The following is a 19,291-nucleotide window of genomic DNA, read 5'->3' as shown; positions in this document are numbered from 1 at the left end:
TCGACCCGTGATCACAGCATGAAAATCAAACGCTTCGTCGCCGCCGACATGCGCTCGGCCATGAACCTGGTGCGCAAGGAACACGGGCCCGATGCCGTGATCCTGTCCAACCGCCGGATCGAAGAAGGCATCGAAATCGTGGCCGCCGCCCATTACGACGAAGGCGTGGTGCAGCGCGCACTGGATGCCTCGCGCCGCGATGTCGCGCCGCCGCCGGCACCGAAGCCGCGCACCGCCGCCGACGCTGTCATCGCCGCGGTCACCCGCCGCCGCAGCGCCACCCCGGCGCCGGAGCCGATCGCCGCCACCACCTCGGCCGTGGCCGCCCTGGCCCGCGCTGCCGTGGGTGCCACCGGGCGCACCCTGGACAGCGCCGACGAGATCGTGCCGACCCGCGGCAGCACCGGCTTCGCCGACACCCTGGCCCGCGCCAGCGTCAACGAACCGGCACTGCCGGAACAGATCTTCGCCCCGTTCGCCGACGCCATCGTCGCCCCGCCGGCACCGGCCGCTGCGCCCGCCGCGCCGGCCCCGATCAACCGCGCCCGCTTCCTGATCGATCCGCCGCACGACGAACCGCAGGACACGGCCGCCCTGCCGCCGCCGCTGCCGATGACGGCCGAAGCGCCGACGGCCGCCGTGATCGCCGCCGAACCGGCGGTGACCGTCGAGCAGCCGGCCCCGGCACTGACCGAAGCCGCGCCGCAGCCCGAACCCGCCCCGCAGCTGATGCCGGCGCCGGTGGTGACCGTGGTGGCCCAGGATGACGCCGAGATCCGCCAGCTGCGCCAGGAAGTGGCCGGCATGCGCCAGGTGATCGAGCGCGAGATGAACCGCTTCACCGACGAACGCCTGCGTGGCAACGCCGTGCGCGGTGCGGCGCTGGACCTGATGGACGAGTACGGTTTCGATGCCGGCCTGGCCCGCGACGTGGCCATGCAGATTCCGGCCGAAACCGAGGCCCACCGCGGCCGCGGCCTGATGCTGGGGCTGATCTCGCGCAAGCTGCCGATCGCCCCGGTCGATCCGCTGGAAGAAGGCGGCGTGATCGCCCTTGTTGGCCCCACCGGCGCTGGCAAGACCACCACCATCGCCAAGCTGGCCTCGCGCTTCGCCGAAAGCCACGCCGCCCGCGATGTGGCCCTGGTCACCACCGATACCCTGCGCGTGGGTGCCCGTGAACAGCTGTACGGCTACGGCCGCCAGCTCGGCATCGCGGTGCACGAAGCCAACAGCGGTACCGACCTGGACCAGCTGCTGGAGCGCCTGAAGGACTACAAGCTGGTGCTGATCGACACCGCCGGCCTGGGCCCGCGCGACCGCGCGCTGGCCGCCCAGCTGCAGTGGCTGCGCGCCGCCCGCCAGGTCCGCACCCTGCTGGTGCTGCCGGCCAACACCAGCTTCGGCGACATGGACGAGGTGGTCCGCCGCTTCGGCGCGGCCAACCTGCAGGGCCTGGTGCTGAGCAAGCTGGACGAGACCGGCCGCTTCGGCAACGCCCTGTCGGTTGCCGTGGACCACCAGCTGCCGATCACCTGGGTGACCGACGGCCAGGACGTGCCGGACGACCTGCACCGTGCATCTGCAGCCAATCTTGTACTTCGCCTTGAAGATTTGCGCCGAGCGGCCGATATGCCCTGCAACCCGGAGTTGAACCATGCCGTCGCGTGAGTACGCCAAGCTGACCACCACCTTCCCGCTGACGGCCACCCGCAGCGAGCCGCTGGGCCCTGTGCGCACCATTGCGGTGACCGGCGGCAAGGGCGGCGTGGGCAAGACCAACGTGTCGGCCAACCTGGCCGTGGCGCTGGCGGGCATGGGCAAGCGCACCCTGTTGCTGGACGCCGACCTGGGCCTGGCCAACATCGACGTGATCCTGGGCCTGAACCCGACCTTCACCCTGGCCGACCTGGTGGCCGGCCGCTGCTCGCTGGACGATGTGATCATCGAAGGCCCCAACGGCGTGCTGGTGGTCCCGGCCGCGTCGGGCCGCCGGCACATGGCCGAACTGGCCCCGGCCGAGCACGTGGGCCTGGTCAACGTGTTCTCCGAACTGGAACGCGAGCTGGACATCATGGTGGTGGACACCGCCGCCGGCATCAATGACGGCGTGCTGACCTTCTGCCAGGCCGCGCAGGACACCGTGGTGGTGGTCTGCGATGAGCCGGCCTCGATCACCGACGCCTACGCACTGATCAAGGTGCTGTCGCGCGAACGTGGCGTGGACCGCATCCAGGTGGTGGCCAACATGGTGCGCGACCCCAACGAGGGCCGCGTACTGTATGAAAAGCTGACCCGTGTCTGCGAGAAATTCCTGGCCGATGTCTCGCTGAATTACCTGGGCTGCGTGCCGCAGGACGACTGGCTGCGCCTGTCGGTGCAACGCCAGCAGCCGGTGGTGAAGGCCTACCCGTCCAGCCCGGCCGCGCTGGCGATCACCGAAATCGCCCGCCGCACCGCCCGCTGGCAGGCCCCGACCGAGCCGCGCGGTGGCGTTGAATTCTTCCTGGAACGCATCCTGAAGCAGCGCGGGGTGACCGCATGAAAGGCGCAGCCCAGTACAAAGAAGTGCAGCGCGCCTCGGCCACCGATGTGATCGTGCAGCACTCGGACCTGGTGCGGCGCATCGCCCACCATCTGGCCGCGCGCCTGCCGGCCAGCGTTGAAGTGGACGACCTGATCCAGGCCGGCATGATGGGCCTGATCGAAGCCTCGCGCAGCTACGACGCCGACCAGGGCGCTTCGTTTGAAACCTATGCCTCGATCCGCATCCGCGGCTCGATGATCGACGAGATCCGCCGTGGCGACTGGGTGCCGCGCTCGGTGCACCGCCGCGCCCGCGATGCCGCCGCCACCATCCGCCGCCTGGAACAGAGCAGCGGCCGCGCCGCCAGCGCCACCGAAGTGGCCGCGGCCATGGAAATGCCACTGCCGGACTACCTGCGGCTGATGGAAGACGCCTCGCGCGGGCAGGTGCTGAGCCTGGAATCGCGCATCGAAGACCAGGGCGAGCTGGACACCATCGCCCAAGGCGGGCCCACCCCGCAGCAGGTGCTGGAGCGCGGCGAATTCGGGCGCGAACTGGGCAAGGCCATCGGCCACCTGCCCGAACGCGAACAACTGGTGCTCTCGCTCTACTACGAGCAGGAACTGAACCTGAAAGAGATCGGCGCGGTGCTCGGCGTGAGCGAATCGCGGGTCTGCCAGATCCATGGCCAGGCAGTGCTGCGCCTGCGTGGCCGACTGAAAGTCTTCGAGGCGGCCGACGCCGGCCTCGAGAATTGAACAACAAAGGAACTCTGCTTTGAACAAGAACATGCGCATCCTGATCGTTGACGACTTTTCGACCATGCGTCGCATCGTCAAGAACCTGCTGGGCGATCTGGGCTTCACCAATACCGCCGAAGCCGAGGACGGGCATGCTGCGTTGTCACTGCTGCAGAGCCAGCCCTTCGATTTCGTGGTGACCGACTGGAACATGCCGGTCATGACCGGCATCGAACTGCTCAAGGCCATCCGCGCCGACGCCAAGCTGAAGACCCTGCCGGTACTGATGGTCACCGCCGAAGCCAAGCGCGAGCAGATCATCGAAGCGGCACAGAACGGGGTGAACGGCTACATCATCAAGCCGTTCACCGCGCAGACGCTGGAAGAGAAGCTGGGCAAGATCTTCGAACGCCTGGCGGCCAGCGCCTGATGGATACCACGGTCGACAAGAGCGCCCTGGCCCTGCGCCTGCAGGAAGCACTGGATGCGCTGGAAGCAGGCGACGAGAGCGCCTGGCGCCAGCGCATTGACAGCCTGGTGGCCGCGCGCACCCAGCCGATGATGAGCGGCCTTTCGCGGCTGGCCCGCGAACTGGGCCAGGCCCTGGGCGAGCTGCCGACCGTGCCCGACGAAGCCGGCGAGCTGGATGACGCCTGCGCGCGCCTGGACCACGTGGTGGCCATGACCGAGCAGGCCACCCACCGCACCCTGGACCTGGCCGAAGAATGCCGCGCCCTGACCGAACAGCTGCGCGCCGACGGCCTGCAGCCGGGCCAGGACGTGCAGCTGGAGCGCATCCGCCACAACCTGACCGAGATCGCCCTGACCCAGAGCTACCAGGACCTGACCGGGCAGATCATCCGTCGCGTGGTCGGCATCGTCCGCCGCGTGCACGAAGGCTTCGGCGCGCTCGGCCTGCCGCCGGAACAGCATCGCACCGACCCGGAACTGGCCGGGCCGGCACTGAAGGGACTGGACCGCCACGCGGTCTCGCAGAACGACGCCGACGACCTGTTGTCGGACCTGGGGCTGTAAGCATGAGCGCGGTTGCCGACGACATCACTGCCGATTTCATCATCGAAGCCCAAGAGATCCTCGATCGCCTGGGCGAACAGCTGGTGTCGCTGGAACAGGCACCGCAGGACAGCGAACAGCTCAATGCCGTGTTCCGCGGCTACCACACGCTGAAGGGCGGCGCCGGCTTCCTCGGCATCACCGCCATGGTCGAGCTGTGCCATGCCGCCGAAGAGGCACTGGGTTCGGCCCGTGCCGGCCAGGCCGTGCTGCAGTCGCACCACTTCGACGCCGCGCAGCAGTCGCTGGATTACCTGCAGTCCATGCTCGACGCTGTTTCATCGGGTACCGAGCCGGGTTACGCCCCGCCGGAACTGATCGCCCAGTTCGACGTGCATGGCGGCGCTGCGCCGGCTGCCAACACCACGGTGGCAGCCGCACCGCCTGCCGGCGGCAGCGACCTGATCACCGACGACGAGTTCGAAGCGCTGCTGGACCAGTTGCATGGCGGCGGCGCACCCACGGCCGTGGCCCCGGCGAAGAAGGCCGACGATGGCCTTATCAGCGAAGACGAGTTCGAAGCGTTGCTGGACCAGCTGCATGGTGGCGCCGCACCCGGCAGCAAGCCGGTGGCCTCGGTGCCGGCGCCCGCCCCGGCACCGCGCCCCACTGCGGCACCCGCCGCCGCGCCGGCCAAGCCCGCCGCGGCCAAGCCGCTGGCCGAAGCCGAACACACCGTGCGCGTGGACACCAAGCGCCTGGACGCCATCGTCAACCTGATCGGCGAACTGGTGCTGTCACGAAACCGCCTGAAGACCCTGCGCACCCGCCTGCGCGATGAAGAGCTGGACCGTGCGGTGTCTACCCTGGATATCGCCACCGCGCGCCTGCAGTCGGCGGTCATGCGCACCCGCATGCAGCCGGTCGGCAAGGTGTTCTCGCGCTTCCCCAAGGTGGCCCGCGATGTGGCCCGTTCGTTGAAAAAGGAAGTCGATCTGGAACTGATCGGCGCCGAAACCGAACTGGACCGCAATCTGGTGGAAGCGCTGGCCGATCCGCTCGTGCACCTGGTGCGCAACGCCATCGACCATGGCGTGGAAATGCCGGACCTGCGCGAAGCGCAGGGCAAGCCGCGCATGGGCCATGTGCGCCTCTCGGCGCAGCAGGAAGGCGACTACGTAAGCATTGAAGTGCAGGACGACGGCGCCGGTATCGATCCGGAGAAGCTGCGCGCCAAGGCGCGCGAGAAGGGCCTGATCGATCCGGAAGCCGCCGCCCGCCTGAGCAGCGAGGAATGCCTGCACCTGGTGTTCCTGCCCGGTTTTTCCACCAAGCAGCAGGTCACCGACATTTCCGGCCGTGGCGTGGGCATGGACGTGGTGCAGTCGCGCATCCGCGAACTGAGCGGGCAGATCCAGATCCAGTCCGAACTGGGCCGTGGCAGCCGTTTCCTGATCCGCGTACCGCTCACCCTGGCCATCCTGCCGACCCTGCTGGTGCAGGCCGGCGAAGATGTCTACGCCCTGCCGCTGGCCCGCGTGATGGAGGTGCTGCATGCACCGCGCACCTCGCTGGGCTGGTTCGATGGCCGTGCCGTGCTCGACCGCCGCTCGCACACCCTGCCGCTGATCGATCTGCGGCAGTGGCTGGATGTCGCCCCGGCCGCCTCCAGCCTGCTGACCATCGTGGTGCTGCAGGCCGGCGAGGCCCGCTTCGGGCTGGTGGTGGACCAGGTGCGCGGCCGCGAAGAAGTGGTGATCAAGCCGCTGCCGAAGGCGCTGCGCGGCCTGCGCGGCTACGCCGGGGCAACGCTGATCGGCGATGGCCGCATGGCCCTGATCCTGGACGTGGACGGGCTGAGATGAACCCGGCCGGGCCCTGCCCGGCACCCCGAAAACTGTGACTACCGTCTGTACACGCGCCACCGGTGTCTCAAGTCCCATTCACACACGCCGATACCGGACCCATGGATAGACTCAGCCTCATTGGACTTTTCCTTGCCCTGGCCTCACTGGTCGGCGGCAGCATCCTGAAGGGCGCCGGCCTGGCCTCGCTGTGGTCGCCGGCCGCCTTCGTGATCGTGATCGTCGGTACCGTGGCGGCCATCCTGCTGCACACCGCCCCGGCCGTGTTCAAGCACGCCTTCAAGATCGTGCGCTGGGTCGTGCGCCCGCCGCACAGCGACCGTCGCGAACTGATCCAGCAGATCGTGGAATGGAGCAACATCGCCCGCCGCCAGGGCCTGCTGGGCCTGGAATCGCAGGTGGAAGCGCAGCGCGATCCGTTCCTGCGCAAGGGCCTGCAGCTGCTGGTGGACGGCGTGGAGCCCGAATCGATCCGGCACATGCTGGAAATCGAACTGGGCAGCCAGGAGCACCAGGACCAGGCCGGCGCCAAGGTGTTCGAAGCCATGGGCATCTATGCGCCCACGCTGGGCATCATCGGTGCCGTGCTGGGCCTGATCGCGGTCATGAAGAACCTGGCCGACCCCAGCAAACTGGGCCACGGCATCGCCGCCGCGTTCACCGCCACCATCTACGGCATCGCCTCGGCCAACCTGCTGTTCCTGCCGATTGCGGCCAAGCTGAAGGGCGTGATCGCCCACAACTCGCGCGACCGCGAAATGGTGATCGAAGGCTTGATCTCGATTGCCCAAGGCGAGAACCCGCGCAACATCGAAACCAACCTTTCCGGCTTCCTGCACTGACATGGCCCGCCGCAAGCACCACGAAGAGCACGCCAACCATGAAGCATGGGCGATCCCCTATGCCGATCTGATGACGTTGCTGCTGGCGTTCTTCGTCGTGATGTACGCCATTTCCTCGGTGAACGAGGGCAAGTACCGCATCATGGCCGATGCGCTGACCGATGCCTTCGGCGGCGCCCCGCGCACGATCAATCCGGTGCAGGTGGGCAACAAGCAGGTGCAGGGCGGCGGCTGGGACAGCCCCTCGGTCATCAAGTCCGGCACCAAGATCGGCCCATCCGCGCCGGCGCCCTCGCACGACCCCACCCTGCTGCCGTCGATGGCCTCGCAGATGCGCATGCCGGTGTCGGTGCACAACCAGGAACAGATCGCCCGTGCCGAGCGCCAGCTCAGCAGCATTGCCGACCGCCTGACCGCCGCGCTGTCGCCGCTGATCGACCGCGGCATGATCAGCGTGCGCCGCACCGAGCTGTGGATCGAGGTCGAGATCAACAGTGACATCCTGTTCCCCACCGGCTCGGCCGCACTGGACGTGCATGCGCGGCAGACCCTTGCCAGCCTGGCCGAGGTGCTGCGCGATGTGCCCAACAGCGTGCGCGTGGAAGGCCACACCGACAATATTCCGATTGCCACGGCCACCTTCCCGTCGAACTGGGAACTGTCGGCCGGCCGCGCCGCCAGCGTGGTCCACCTGTTCGCCGACCAGGGCGTGCAGCCTTCGCGCCTGGCCATGGTCGGCTACGGCCAGTTCCGCCCGCGCGATGCCAACGACAGCGCGCAGGGCCGCAACCGCAATCGCCGGGTCATGGTCATCATCCTGGCCGACACCAGCCACGCCGTCGACCCGCTGGGTGAGCGCCTGAACGCCGCCACTGGCCAGACCGATGCCGCTGCACCTGCGGCCAGCACCGCCGCTGCCGCAACCGCGCGTCCGGCGCCCCCTTCCCCCCTTGCACCGGTGCAGTTGCCGCCGGTGTCGGCAGGCAGCCATGTCGGCGCCGCCGTTCCCCCTGCAATGAAGGAGTAATCCGATGCGCATCTGGGCAGTCGCCAACCAGAAGGGCGGTGTCGGCAAGACCACCACCACCCTCGCCCTCGGTCGCGGCCTGGCCGCACTCGGCCACCGGGTCCTGCTGATCGATCTGGATCCGCACGCCTCGCTCACCCGCGCCTTCGGCGTGCCGGTCGAGCCGGCGCCTGCCGGGGTACTGGAACTGTTCGGCGCACCGCCGGCCGATCTGGCAACGCTCAGCCACCCCAGCCCGATCACCGGCCTGGACTACGTCTGCGCGCAGGCCTCGCTGGCCACGCTGGAACGCCGCAGCGCCAACCAGCCCGGCCTGGGCCTGGCCCTGCAGAACGCACTGGCCCGCCACCAGGGCCAGCACGATTACATCCTGCTGGACTGCGCGCCCACCCTGGGCCTGCTGATGATCAACGCACTGGCCGCGGCCGATCGCCTGATCATTCCCACCCAGGCCGAACCGCTGGCGCTGCACGGCCTGGACGGCATGGTACGCACCGGTGAAATGGTCGAACGCTCGCGCCGCCGCCCGCTGCCGATCTCGATCCTGCCGACCCTGTTCGACCGCCGCACCCGCGCGGGCAACGAATCGCTACGCAGCATGCAGGACCGCCACGTCGGCCGCGTCTGGGAAGACGCCATTCCGCTGGACACCCGCATCAGCAACGCCCCCGGGCTGACCCTGCCCAGCGTGGGCGAGGACTACCCGGGCCGCGGCCTGGCCGCGTACCGCCGCGCCCTGAACTGGATCCTGGGCGAAGACGAGCGCGCACTGGAGCAGGCGGCATGAGCACCACCGGCGTGCTGGACGACTATCTGGACGAACTGCTGGGCGAAGCCATCGTGGCGCCGCCGCCGGTTGCCGTGGCCGTGTCCGTTCCCGAACGCGAGCCGACCTGGGACGACCTGCCGGCCGAAGTGATCTACGAAAGCGAAGACGTTCCGGCGGCCGCGCAGAACGACAGCGCAGCGCTGGAGGCCGCCTTCGACGCCGTGGCCGTGGCCGTGGCCGCTCCCGAACGCGAACCGACCTGGGACGACCTGCCGGCCGAAGTGATCTACGAAACCGAAGACGTTCCAGCCGCCGCGCAGTGCGACAGTGCAGCGCTGGAGGCCGCCTTCGACGCCGTGGCCGTAGGCGTGGCCGCTCCCGAACGCGAACCGACCTGGGACGACCTGCCGGCCGAAGTGATCTACGAAACCGGAAACACCGACGCTAGCGCTGGGCCACGCCCGGCGAGCGCAGCGGCGCCCGAACCCGCCGCCGCCCCGACCGGCCCCGAACCCACCTGGGACGACCTGCCGGATGAAGTGATCTACGAAACCGACAGCGCCGACAGCCACGCCCTGGCCCACATCGACAGCCCCGCCCTGCAGGCCGCCTTCGAAGCCGCCGCAGAAGGTGAAACGGTGGCCGTGCCTGCCCCCGCCACGGTGGCGCCAGCGCTTCCGGCCGCCGCGCCCGTCGCAGCCCCGGTCGCCCGCGCCGCGGTGGCGCCGCCGCCGCGCGTGGCCGTCAACGCCCCGGCAGGCGCCCGCCCGTCCAGCTGGCAGGAACTGCAATCGCAGGCCCACCAGCCGGCCAGCAGCCCGCACCCGCAGGCCCGCCGCGCCGGCGAACGCACTTCGCGCTGGCTGCGCCTGCGCTGCGGCGTGCAGGCCTACGCGCTGGAGCTGCTGAAGGTGCAGGAAGTCGTGCTTCCCGTGCCCCTGCTGCCCTTGCGCGGCACCGCCGCCGCCATGCTGGGCATCATGAACCTGCGCGGCCAGGTGGTGCCGGTGATGGACCTGGGCCTGCACCTGGGCACCACCACCGCCGAAGACGACGCGCAGACGCGCATCGTGGTGCTGGAAGAGAACGGCGAGATCCTCGGCCTACGGGTGTCGGCCGTGGAAGACGTGGCCAATCTCACCGATTCGCAGATTGAACCGCCGGACACCGCGCGCATCTGCCAGATTTCCAACGACCTGTTCCGCGGCGTAGCCCGTATCGGCCAACGGCCGATGATCCTGCTCGACGCGACCCGTCTGCTGGGGTGAAGCCCATCCACGCATGGCGTGGATCTACCGAACACCCTCCACGCATGGCGTGGCCCACACCGGCATTGCCCGGGGCGATCAACACCATGATCGCCCCGGTAGATCCACGCCACGCGTGGATACCCCTCCTGCCGAAACAATCCTAAAGAACCCCGCCGGTGTGCCGTTATGGATCTCGGAACCGTTTGTCCGGAGCAATCATGAGCACTGTCGAACTGGGTGATGATCTCGGCATCGAGAGCAGCACCGAGCTCAAGAACCGCCTTTCGCCCCTGGTGGCGGAAGCAGGCGAGCTGACCCTGGACGCAAGCCAGGTCGGCCGCATCCACACCGCCAGCGTGCAGGTGCTGTGCGCCTTCGTGCAGGCCCGCCGCGAGGCCGGGCTGGACACCGGCTTCCACGGTTGCACCGCAACCTTCCGTGACGCCGCACGCCTGTTGGGCGTCACCCAGGCCCTGGGCCTGGACGTACCCCATGACAACCTGAAATCTGTGGAGAACGCTGCATGAGCGCACGTATCTTGGTGGTGGACGATTCGGCGTCGATGCGCCAGATGGTTTCCTTCGCCCTCACCTCGGCCGGTTTTTCCGTCGAAGAAGCCGAAGACGGCGCCGTGGCCCTGGGCCGCGCCAAGGGCCAGCGCTTCAACGCGGTGGTCACCGACGTCAACATGCCGAACATGGATGGCATCAGCCTGATCCGTGAGCTGCGCCAGCTGCCGGACTACAAGTTCACCCCGATGCTGATGCTGACCACCGAATCGGCTGCGGACAAGAAGTCCGAAGGCAAGGCCGCCGGCGCTACCGGCTGGCTGGTCAAGCCGTTCAACCCCGAACAGCTGGTCGCCACCGTACAGAAGGTGCTGGGCTGATCGCCCGGCACTGCTGAACCGTCCCTTCCCCACGTTTCCGGATTACCTCTGCCATGAGCATGGACCTGCAACGCTTCCACGCCACCTTCTTCGAGGAGAGCCGCGAAGGCCTCGACGCCATGGAGGCCGGGCTGCTTGCCCTGGAATCGGGGCAGCAGGATCCGGAAATCATCAATTCGGTGTTCCGCGCCGCCCATTCCATCAAGGGCGGCGCCGGCACCTTCGGCTTCGACACCATTGCCGGCCTGACCCACGTGCTGGAAACGCTGCTCGACGAGCTGCGCGCCGGCAAGCGGGCCCTGGAAGCCACCGCCGTGGACGCCATGCTGTCGTCGGTGGACGTACTGCGCGCGTTGCTGCGTGAAGCCGAACATGGCCAGGCCGCCGACCCGGCGTCGGTGGCCGCAGTGAAGGCACGCCTGGAAGCGGTGCTGTCCGGGCAGGCCGCGGCCAACGCCCCGGTCGCAGCGGCCACCCCGGTCGATGACACCCCCGAGGCCTGGCAGATCGGCTTCACCCCGGCGCCGTCGCTGTTCATGAGCGGCAACGACCCGCTGCGCATCATCCGCGAGCTGGAACATCTGGGCGCGCTGCAGGTGGCCGCACGCATGGATCGCCTGCCGGGCTTTGCCCAGCTGGATCCGCTGGAAGCCCACCTGGCCTGGGACCTTGGCCTGGTCGGCAAGGTGCCGCGCAGCAAGATCGAAGACACCTTCGCCTGGGTACTGGACGACTGCGAACTGGATATCCGCCCGGCCGCACCGCCGAGCCTGGCCACCCAGGCACCGCCGGCACCCGCCGCCACGGCGGCCGCTGCACCTGCAGCCGCACCTGCGGCTGCCGCTGCAGCCACGCCGGCCGCTGCCGAAGCAGAGACCTCGATCCGCGTGAGCGTGGACAAGGTCGACGCACTGATCAATCTGGTCGGCGAACTGGTCATCACCCAGGCCATGCTCAAGCAGGTATCGAATGCTATTGATCCGGTGCATGCCGAACGTCTTTTCGCCGGCCTGGACCAGCTTGAGCGCAATACCCGCGACCTGCAGGAAGCGGTGATCGGCGTGCGCATGCTGCCGGTGGACGCGGTGTTCCGCCGCTTCCCGCGCCTGGTGCGCGACCTGTCCAGCCGCCTGGGCAAGCAGGTGCGCCTGCGCACCATCGGCGAAGGCACCGAGCTGGACAAGGGCCTGATCGAAAAGATCGCCGACCCGCTTGTCCATCTGGTGCGCAACTCCATCGACCACGGCCTGGAAATGCCCGACGTGCGTCGCGGCGCCGGCAAGGACGAGACCGGCACCATTACCCTTGCGGCCTCGCACCAGGGTGGCCATATCGTCATCGAAGTCAGCGACGATGGCCGCGGCCTGAACCGCGAGAAGATCCTGGCCAAGGCCCACGAGCGCGGCCTGAGCGTGCCGGACAACCCCACCGATTCGCAGGTCTGGGATCTCATCTTCCAGCCCGGCTTCTCCACCGCCGATGCAGTGACCGACCTGTCCGGCCGCGGCGTGGGCATGGACGTGGTCCGCCGCAACATCCAGGCGCTGGGCGGTGAAGTGCAGATCGAAAGCAGCCTGGGCAGCGGCACCCGCACGCTGATCCGCCTGCCGTTGACCCTGGCGATCCTGGACGGCATGACCGTGGCAGTGGCCGGCGAAACGCTGATCCTGCCGCTGGCCTACGTGCTGGAAGCGCTGCAGCCGCAGCCCGAAGACATCCGCAGCATGGCCGGCGAAGGCCGCGTGCTGCGGGTACGCGGCGAATACCTGCCCATCCTGTCGCTCACCGAGTACTACGGCTACGGCAACCGCCGCGCCAACAGCGAATCGCTGGTGGTGGTGGTGGAAGGCGATGGCCAGAAGATCGCGCTGGAAGTGGACGAACTGGTCGGCCAGCAGCAGGTGGTGGTCAAGAACATCGAGAACAACTACCGCCGCATCGGCGGCGTATCGGGCGCCACCATCCTCGGCGATGGCCGGGTGGCCCTGATCGTGGACATCGGTGGCCTGGTGCGCTCGCTGCGCATGCCGCAGGCCGCCTGACCGCCGCCTACATCGCCGTGCACCACCCAACCGCCGCCCACCTGGGCGGCGGTTCTGTTTGCGGGGCCAGATCCCCGGGGTCAGATCCCTTTCGCAGAAAGGGCTCTGACCCCAAACGTGACACCGGTCGCCCCAGCAGTTTCCCCCGCAACCACCCACACACCCCAAGGCCCCCGCCCCACAAGGCCTGCAGGCGCCCATCCCTACGCCAGCGAATGTGAAATCCATCCATAAAGTCCCCGCGCGCAGCGCCGCTATCTGGCTTTGACGGCATTCACCGAACCCCCACCGGCACGACCGTTCCCTCCTGCAACCACCCCCTACGCCGCCGCACCCGCGCCGGCACCTGCCCATCCGGAGCACCCTGCATGAAGTGGTTCCACGATCTGCCCATCGCCCGCAAGCTGGCGGTGGGGTTCACCCTGACCACCCTGATGACCGTCATCCTGGGCGTGTTCGCCCTGGTACGCCTGTCCGAGGCCAACGCGCAGCTGCGCGCCATGGCCACCAACGATATTCCGTCCGTGCAGTACCTGGGCGAAGTGCGCTCGCAGCTGGGCGAATTCCGCACCTACGAGATGGCCCAGCTGAGCATGCTGGACAAGCCGGAAAAGGTGGCCGAGTACAACACGCGCATGGCTGACACCGCCAAGATCGTGCGCGAGCAGCTGGCCGCCTATGCCGCCCTGCCGTCGGGCGAGAAGGAGCGCGCGCTGTACCAGCCGGTGCAGGCCGACGTGGACGCCTACTTCGCCGCCAACAGCAAGCTGCGTGACGCAGCCACCGCCGGTGACGCCGCGCTGGCCCAGCAGGTGTCCGACGAGCAGTCGCGCCCGCTGCGCCGCAAGGCCTTCGAAGACATGAAGGCGCTCAGCGCGTATCTGAGCTCGCAGATGCAGGGCAAGATCGACGCCGCCAACGCCACCCACCGCAACAGCCTGATCGCCATCATCAGCTGCATCGTGCTGCTGTCGCTGGTCGCCGCGGCGCTGGCCGTGGTGATCTCGCGTGCCGTCACCGGCCCGCTGGGCAAGGCCGTGCAGGCCATCCAGGCCGTCTCGCGCGGTGACCTGAGCGTCACCACCCAGGCCACCAGCAACGACGAGGCCGGGCGCATGCTGGCCGCCACCAGCGAGATGACCGCCATGCTGCGGCGCTTCTCGGAACAGACCCAGCTGATGGCACAGATGCATGCCGGCCCGGATATCAGCCACCGCATTCCCGAAGATTTCCCCGGCGTGTACGGCCAGCTGGCCGGCGGCATCAATACCGTCATCTTCGAACACCTGGATGCCATCCGCGATGCCATCGACGTGCTGAACCAGTATGCCGCCGGCAACCTGACCGAAGATGCGCGCCGCCTGCCGGGCACCCGCGCCTTCCTGCACGAAGCCATGGATGCGGCCAAGTCCAGCCTGCTGGCCATCAACACGCAGATCCAGCAGTTGGCCAGCGCCGCCGCCGCGGGCGATTTCAGCCAGCGTGGCGATGCCGATCGTTTCGCGCATGACTTCCGCGCCATGATCGACAACCTGAACACCATGATGCAGGTGGCCGACGGCAACCTGGGCCAGTTGTCCACCCTGCTGCAGGCCATCGCCGAGGGCGATCTGACCGCACGCATGGACGGCCAGTTCAACGGCGTGTTCGCCCGCATGCGCGACGATGCCAACACCACCGTCGCCCAGCTGACCCAGATCGTCGGCCAGATCCAGGCCAGCACCTCCAGCATCACCCTGGCCGCCGGCGAAATCGCCTCGGGCAACAGCGATCTGTCGCGCCGTACCGAACAGCAGGCCGCCAACCTTGAAGAGACGGCTGCGTCGATGGAGGAACTGACCTCCACCGTTCGCCAGAACGCCGAACACGCCCGCCAGGCCAATCAGCTGGCCATCGGTGCACACGGCGTTGCCTCGCAGGGCGGCGAAGTGGTCGGCCAGGTGGTCACCACCATGTCGGCCATCGAAGCGTCTTCGAAGAAGATCGCCGAGATCATCAGCGTGATCGATGGCATCGCCTTCCAGACCAACATCCTGGCACTGAACGCTGCGGTGGAAGCCGCCCGTGCCGGCGAACAGGGCCGTGGCTTTGCCGTGGTCGCCAGCGAAGTGCGTACCCTCGCCCAGCGCTCGGCGGCTGCCGCCAAGGAGATCAAGGGCCTGATCGACGACTCGGTCGGCAAGGTCAACGAAGGTTCGGCACTTGTCCACCAGGCCGGTGCGACCATGGGCGAGATCGTCGCCTCGGTGCAGCGCGTGACCGACATCATGGCCGAGATCTCCGCGGCGTCGCAGGAACAGAGCGCCGGCATCGAGCAGGTCAACCAGACCGTGGTGCAAATGGACGAAACCACCCAGCAGAATGCCGCGCTGGTGGAAGAAGCCACCGCTGCCGCACGCGCCATGGAAGACCAAGCCGCGCAGCTGGGTGAAGCCGTGGCGCGCTTCCGCCTGGCCACCCCGGGCCTGACCAACGCACCGGCCCGCGTCGCTGCGCCGGCGGTATCCGAACCGCGCAAGGCGGTCAGCGCACCAGTCTTGGCCGCGCCGCGTGCACGCAAAGCGGCACCGCAGCCGGCCCTGGCCGGTGACGGTGACTGGCAGGAGTTCTGAGCGCCGGCGCCGGGGGATGCCCGGCGCCGGTGTTGTAGAGCCGAGCCATGCTCGGCTTCCCCGTGGGAAAGGCGCCGGGCAATCCCCGGCGCCGTGATGCGATCGCCCTTCAGCTTCACGCCGCCCCGGCCGCTAACGAACTACGGCCCAACGCGTGCACGCCCATGTCCGCCCGCCCCACCGCCCCTGCGAAACCGGTTCGTGACTGGCGCCCGCTGGCCGGGATGCTGGTATTGGCGCTGTGGCTGGGCTGGACCCTGCCCCTGCTGTGGACGCAATCGCGCGCGGCAGCACCTGAACCGGGCGGCTGGAATGCCACCGACCTGCTCGCCCAGCTACCGCACGACGTGCTGACCGCCAGCGCCCAGCAGCCCCTGCTGCTGCGCCTGCCCGACCGCTGCCCCTGTGATGGGCAGGATGTACTGCCCGCTGGCAGCGCGATGCAGACCAGCACCCTGGCCCTGCCGTTCGATTGGCTGGTCCTGCACCAGCAGCAACTGGTCTATGCCGGCCCCGCCCGGCTCGACCCTGGCTGCGGCGGCACCGGCCCTGCGGCCGCGCGCTTGGTGAACCATCTGCTGGCACAACCGCAGGCGCCGGTGATCCTCACCACCCCATGCCCATGCCTCAAGGAGTAGTGCATGCACGCATCCCCTGCCCCTCACGCAACGTCCGTCGACGCCGGATCGCTGCCGTTCCTGCGCGCGCTGTCCACCACCGCCGACCGACTGTTCCTGCTCGTCACCGCCGGCCTGGTGCTGGCCTCGCTGGTGCTGGCGGTACGCAATGGTGCGTGGGCACCATGGCTGGGGGTCGCGCTGCCGGCACTGCTGGTCACCGCGCTGCAGGTCTACTGGCTGCCCGGCACCCGGCTCAGCCGCTGCACCGTGGCACTGGCGTGGATGGTGCTGTCGGCCACGCTCATCCACCAGACCCACGGGCAGCTGGAAACGCACTTCACGGTGATCGTGCTGATCGCACTGCTGCTGTACTACCGCGATTGGCTGCCGATCGTGGTGGCCGCCGGCGCCATTGCCGTGCATCACGTGCTGTTCTACGCACTGCAGGTGCAAGGCCTGCCCTACCCGGTGTTTGCGGCCGGCAGCGGGCTGGGCACCCTCGCCCTGCACGCCCTCTACGTGGTGGTTGAAGCCGGCCTGCTCAGCCTGATGGCCGTGCAGATGCGCCGCCAGTTGCTGCTGCTGGGCCACGATCCGCAGCAATTGGCACAGTTGGCGCGCGGCCTGGCCGAGGACCAGCCCGTGCCCGCGCACCTGCAGGACGCCCGGTTCCCGCCGGACTCGCTGGCGGCGGCACTGGTGCAGACCGGTGAGCGCCTGCTGCAGCGGCGCGAAAGCGAGCAGCAGACCACGCGCGAATCGCTGCGCATCCGCACCGCGCTGGACGATGTCACCACCCACGTGATGATCGCCGACCGCGAGCGCAACATCGTGTTCGTGAACCGCCCGCTGCAGCACATGCTGGCCGCGGCCGAAGCGGACCTGCGCCGCGACCTGCCGCAGTTCAGCGCCACCGACCTGATCGGCCGCAGCATCGACATCTTCCATCGCAATCCCGCCCACCAGGCCCGGCTGCTGGACGAGCTCACCGGCACCTGGCGCGCGCAGATCCGCGTTGGCGGCCGCAGCATGCGCCTGATCATCAATCCGATCATGGGTGATGACGGCCAGCGCCAGGGCTTCGTGGTGGAATGGGCCGACCGCACCAGCGAACTGCAGGTGGAAGAAGAGCTGGGGCGTATCGTTGAAGCGGCCGCCCAGGGCGATTTCAGCCAGCGCGTGGGCACGGCGGACAAGGACGGCTTCTTCCTGCAGTTGGCGCAGCGCCTGAACAGCCTGCTGGACGCCAACGCCTACAGCATCGAGCAGATCTCGCAGCTGCTGGCGGCCCTGTCGCGCGGCGACCTGACCGCGCACATGCAGGGCGATTTCCACGGCGTGTACGCCCGCATCCGCGATGATGCCAACACCACCATCGCCCAGCTCACCGCCATCGTCGGCAGTATCCAGACCGCCTCGGGCAGCCTGACCGGCGCGGCCGCCGACCTGGCCCGCGGCAATGACCACCTGGCCGATCGCACTGAACAGCAGGCGGCCAGCCTGGAAGAAACCGCCGCCACCATGGAAGAACTGACTGCCACCGTGCGCCAGAATGCCGATCACGCACGCCAGGCCAACCAGCTGGCCAGCGGCGCCGCCGCCGTCGCCCACCAGGGCGGCGACGTGGTGGGCCAGGTGATCAGCACCATGAGCGCGATCCAGGCCGCATCACGAAAGATCGGCGACATCATCTCGGTCATCGATGGCATCGCCTTCCAGACCAACATCCTGGCCCTGAATGCCGCCGTGGAAGCGGCGCGTGCAGGCGAACAGGGCCGAGGCTTTGCGGTGGTGGCCAGCGAGGTGCGTACCCTGGCCCAGCGCTCGGCAGCGGCGGCCAAGGAGATCAAGGGCCTGATCGATGATTCGGTCGGCAAGGTCGACGAAGGCTCTACCCTGGTGCGGCGCGCGGGCGACACCATGGGCGAGATCGTCGCCTCGGTGCAGCGGGTGACCGACATCATGGGCGAGATTTCGGCCGCCTCGCAGGAACAGAGCGCCGGCATCGAACAGGTCAACCAGAGCATTGCGCAGATGGATGCCAACACCCGCCAGAACGCCACGCTGGTGGAAGCCTCGGCGCATGCCACCCAGGGCATGGGTGAGCAGGCCACCGTGCTGGCGCAGGCGGTGGCGCGCTTCCATCTGGACAACAGCCGCCATCTGCGCAGCGTCGAACGCGGGCCACGACCAGTGTCCCGCCTGCCCGGCTGACGACGGCAACGGGTCTGTCGGGCTACATATTTCCGGCGCGCGGCCGATACCCCCAGTAAGCCGCGCGCCAACACGCGCTGGCGCCCGCCCCAGACCCAAGATTCCATGTCCGACGGCCACGACATTGCATTGAGTGACACCCACGCGGCCGACGCCGCCGACGAGCGGTTCCTGGTCCGCAATCCGCGCCAGCTGCGCCAGTTGCTGCGCTCGCTGATCGACCAGCGTTCCCTGATCAACGCCCATATCGACGGGCGCGATCGCTCCTTCCCCACCGCCCTGCTCGACATCGACGAGGACGAAGACACCCTGCTGCTGGACGGCAGTCCGCAGGAGGCGTCCAACCGCGCCGCCGAACAGGCCGACCATCTGCTGTGCTTTGCCCAGCTGGAACGGGTGCTGGTGCGGTTCCGGCTGCAGGCATTGGAGCGCGTGGACAACGACGGTCACGTCGCCTTCCGCGCGCACCTGCCCGAGGAGCTGGTACACCTGCAACGCCGCGAGCTGTACCGCCTGGAAACCCCCATCACCGACTCGCCGCAGCTGAGCCTGGCCGCCGGTGAAGCCGGTGCCGACGCGCTGTCGATGCGCGTGGTGGATATCAGCGGCGGTGGCCTGGCCATCACCGTGCCCAGCGACTGTGCGCTGTTCACCCTGCAGAAGCGCTACGCGGCCACCCTGTCCATGCCCGACGGCCCGGACCTGCCGATCAGCCTGGTGGTCTGCAACATGCTGCCGCAGCGCCAGCCCAACGGTATCGAGGTGAAGCGCATCGGCATGCGCTTCGACGATCTGCCGCGCGGCGGCGACAGCGCCATCCAGCGCTACATCTTCCGCATCGACCGCCAGCGCAAGGCGCGCCAGAACGGCGAGCTCTAAA

17 protein-coding genes are annotated in these 19,291 nt (G+C 68.6%); all 17 read left to right on the top strand.

Annotated elements, in window-relative coordinates; translation table 11 throughout:
- Positions 1-18 precede the first annotated feature (18 nt).
- The 17 genes from flhF to C1922_RS09560 all read left to right on the top strand — a co-directional run bounded on the left by flhF (position 19) and on the right by C1922_RS09560 (position 19,290).
- Positions 19-1,671, top strand: coding sequence for a flagellar biosynthesis protein FlhF (gene flhF / locus C1922_RS09640; protein WP_108751549.1), 1,653 nt, complete (start codon positions 19-21; stop codon positions 1,669-1,671).
- Positions 1,658-2,545 (top strand): P-loop NTPase, encoded by an 888-nt coding sequence (locus C1922_RS09635; protein WP_108749548.1) that lies wholly within the window; start codon positions 1,658-1,660, stop codon positions 2,543-2,545. The genes flhF and C1922_RS09635 overlap by 14 nt, the downstream gene beginning before the upstream one ends.
- Positions 2,542-3,285 (top strand): RNA polymerase sigma factor FliA, encoded by a 744-nt coding sequence (locus C1922_RS09630; protein ID WP_108749547.1) that lies wholly within the window; start codon positions 2,542-2,544, stop codon positions 3,283-3,285. Before C1922_RS09635 ends, C1922_RS09630 begins: the two co-directional genes overlap by 4 nt.
- A gap of 19 nt (positions 3,286-3,304) precedes the next feature.
- Complete coding sequence (gene cheY / locus C1922_RS09625) at positions 3,305-3,697, top strand: chemotaxis response regulator CheY (RefSeq protein WP_005413247.1); 393 nt, start codon at positions 3,305-3,307, stop codon at positions 3,695-3,697.
- Positions 3,697-4,302 carry a protein phosphatase CheZ gene (locus C1922_RS09620; RefSeq protein WP_108749546.1) on the top strand — a complete coding sequence of 202 codons (606 nt, stop codon included), beginning with the start codon at positions 3,697-3,699 and terminating at the stop codon, positions 4,300-4,302. The genes cheY and C1922_RS09620 overlap by 1 nt, the downstream gene beginning before the upstream one ends.
- A gap of 2 nt (positions 4,303-4,304) precedes the next feature.
- Positions 4,305-6,146, top strand: coding sequence for a chemotaxis protein CheA (locus C1922_RS09615; RefSeq protein WP_108749545.1), 1,842 nt, complete (start codon positions 4,305-4,307; stop codon positions 6,144-6,146).
- Between the two features lie 101 nt (positions 6,147-6,247).
- Positions 6,248-6,988: a flagellar motor protein gene (locus C1922_RS09610; protein WP_108749544.1), complete on the top strand. Its 741-nt coding sequence runs from the start codon at positions 6,248-6,250 to the stop codon at positions 6,986-6,988.
- 1 nt (position 6,989) lies between these two features.
- Entirely contained in the window at positions 6,990-8,015 is a 1,026-nt protein-coding gene (gene motD, locus C1922_RS09605; protein WP_108749543.1) for a flagellar motor protein MotD, read from the top strand.
- A gap of 4 nt (positions 8,016-8,019) precedes the next feature.
- Positions 8,020-8,802 (top strand): ParA family protein, encoded by a 783-nt coding sequence (locus C1922_RS09600; RefSeq protein WP_108749542.1) that lies wholly within the window; start codon positions 8,020-8,022, stop codon positions 8,800-8,802.
- Positions 8,799-10,052 carry a chemotaxis protein CheW gene (locus tag C1922_RS09595; protein WP_108749541.1) on the top strand — a complete coding sequence of 418 codons (1,254 nt, stop codon included), beginning with the start codon at positions 8,799-8,801 and terminating at the stop codon, positions 10,050-10,052. The genes C1922_RS09600 and C1922_RS09595 overlap by 4 nt, the downstream gene beginning before the upstream one ends.
- Positions 10,053-10,252: 200 nt before the next feature.
- Entirely contained in the window at positions 10,253-10,561 is a 309-nt protein-coding gene (locus tag C1922_RS09590; RefSeq protein WP_108749540.1) for an STAS domain-containing protein, read from the top strand.
- Positions 10,558-10,923, top strand: coding sequence for a response regulator (locus C1922_RS09585; RefSeq protein ID WP_038688521.1), 366 nt, complete (start codon positions 10,558-10,560; stop codon positions 10,921-10,923). The genes C1922_RS09590 and C1922_RS09585 overlap by 4 nt, the downstream gene beginning before the upstream one ends.
- Before the next feature lie 53 nt (positions 10,924-10,976).
- Positions 10,977-12,965, top strand: a complete 1,989-nt coding sequence (locus C1922_RS09580; protein ID WP_108749539.1) for a chemotaxis protein CheA — start codon at positions 10,977-10,979, stop codon at positions 12,963-12,965.
- A gap of 368 nt (positions 12,966-13,333) precedes the next feature.
- Entirely contained in the window at positions 13,334-15,577 is a 2,244-nt protein-coding gene (locus C1922_RS09575; protein ID WP_108749538.1) for a methyl-accepting chemotaxis protein, read from the top strand.
- A gap of 47 nt (positions 15,578-15,624) precedes the next feature.
- Positions 15,625-16,215 carry a hypothetical protein gene (locus C1922_RS09570; protein WP_159091916.1) on the top strand — a complete coding sequence of 197 codons (591 nt, stop codon included), beginning with the start codon at positions 15,625-15,627 and terminating at the stop codon, positions 16,213-16,215.
- A 3-nt stretch (positions 16,216-16,218) separates the two neighbouring features.
- Positions 16,219-18,411: a methyl-accepting chemotaxis protein gene (locus tag C1922_RS09565; protein WP_108749536.1), complete on the top strand. Its 2,193-nt coding sequence runs from the start codon at positions 16,219-16,221 to the stop codon at positions 18,409-18,411.
- Positions 18,412-18,516: 105 nt separating this feature from the next.
- Positions 18,517-19,290 (top strand): flagellar brake protein, encoded by a 774-nt coding sequence (locus tag C1922_RS09560; protein WP_108749535.1) that lies wholly within the window; start codon positions 18,517-18,519, stop codon positions 19,288-19,290.
- Position 19,291 lies beyond the last annotated feature (1 nt).

Source organism: Stenotrophomonas sp. ZAC14D2_NAIMI4_7 (genome assembly GCF_003086675.1).
Taxonomy (GTDB): domain Bacteria; phylum Pseudomonadota; class Gammaproteobacteria; order Xanthomonadales; family Xanthomonadaceae; genus Stenotrophomonas.
Note: the sequence above shows the minus strand (reverse complement) of the source record. Positions and strands in the feature narration are given on the sequence as shown.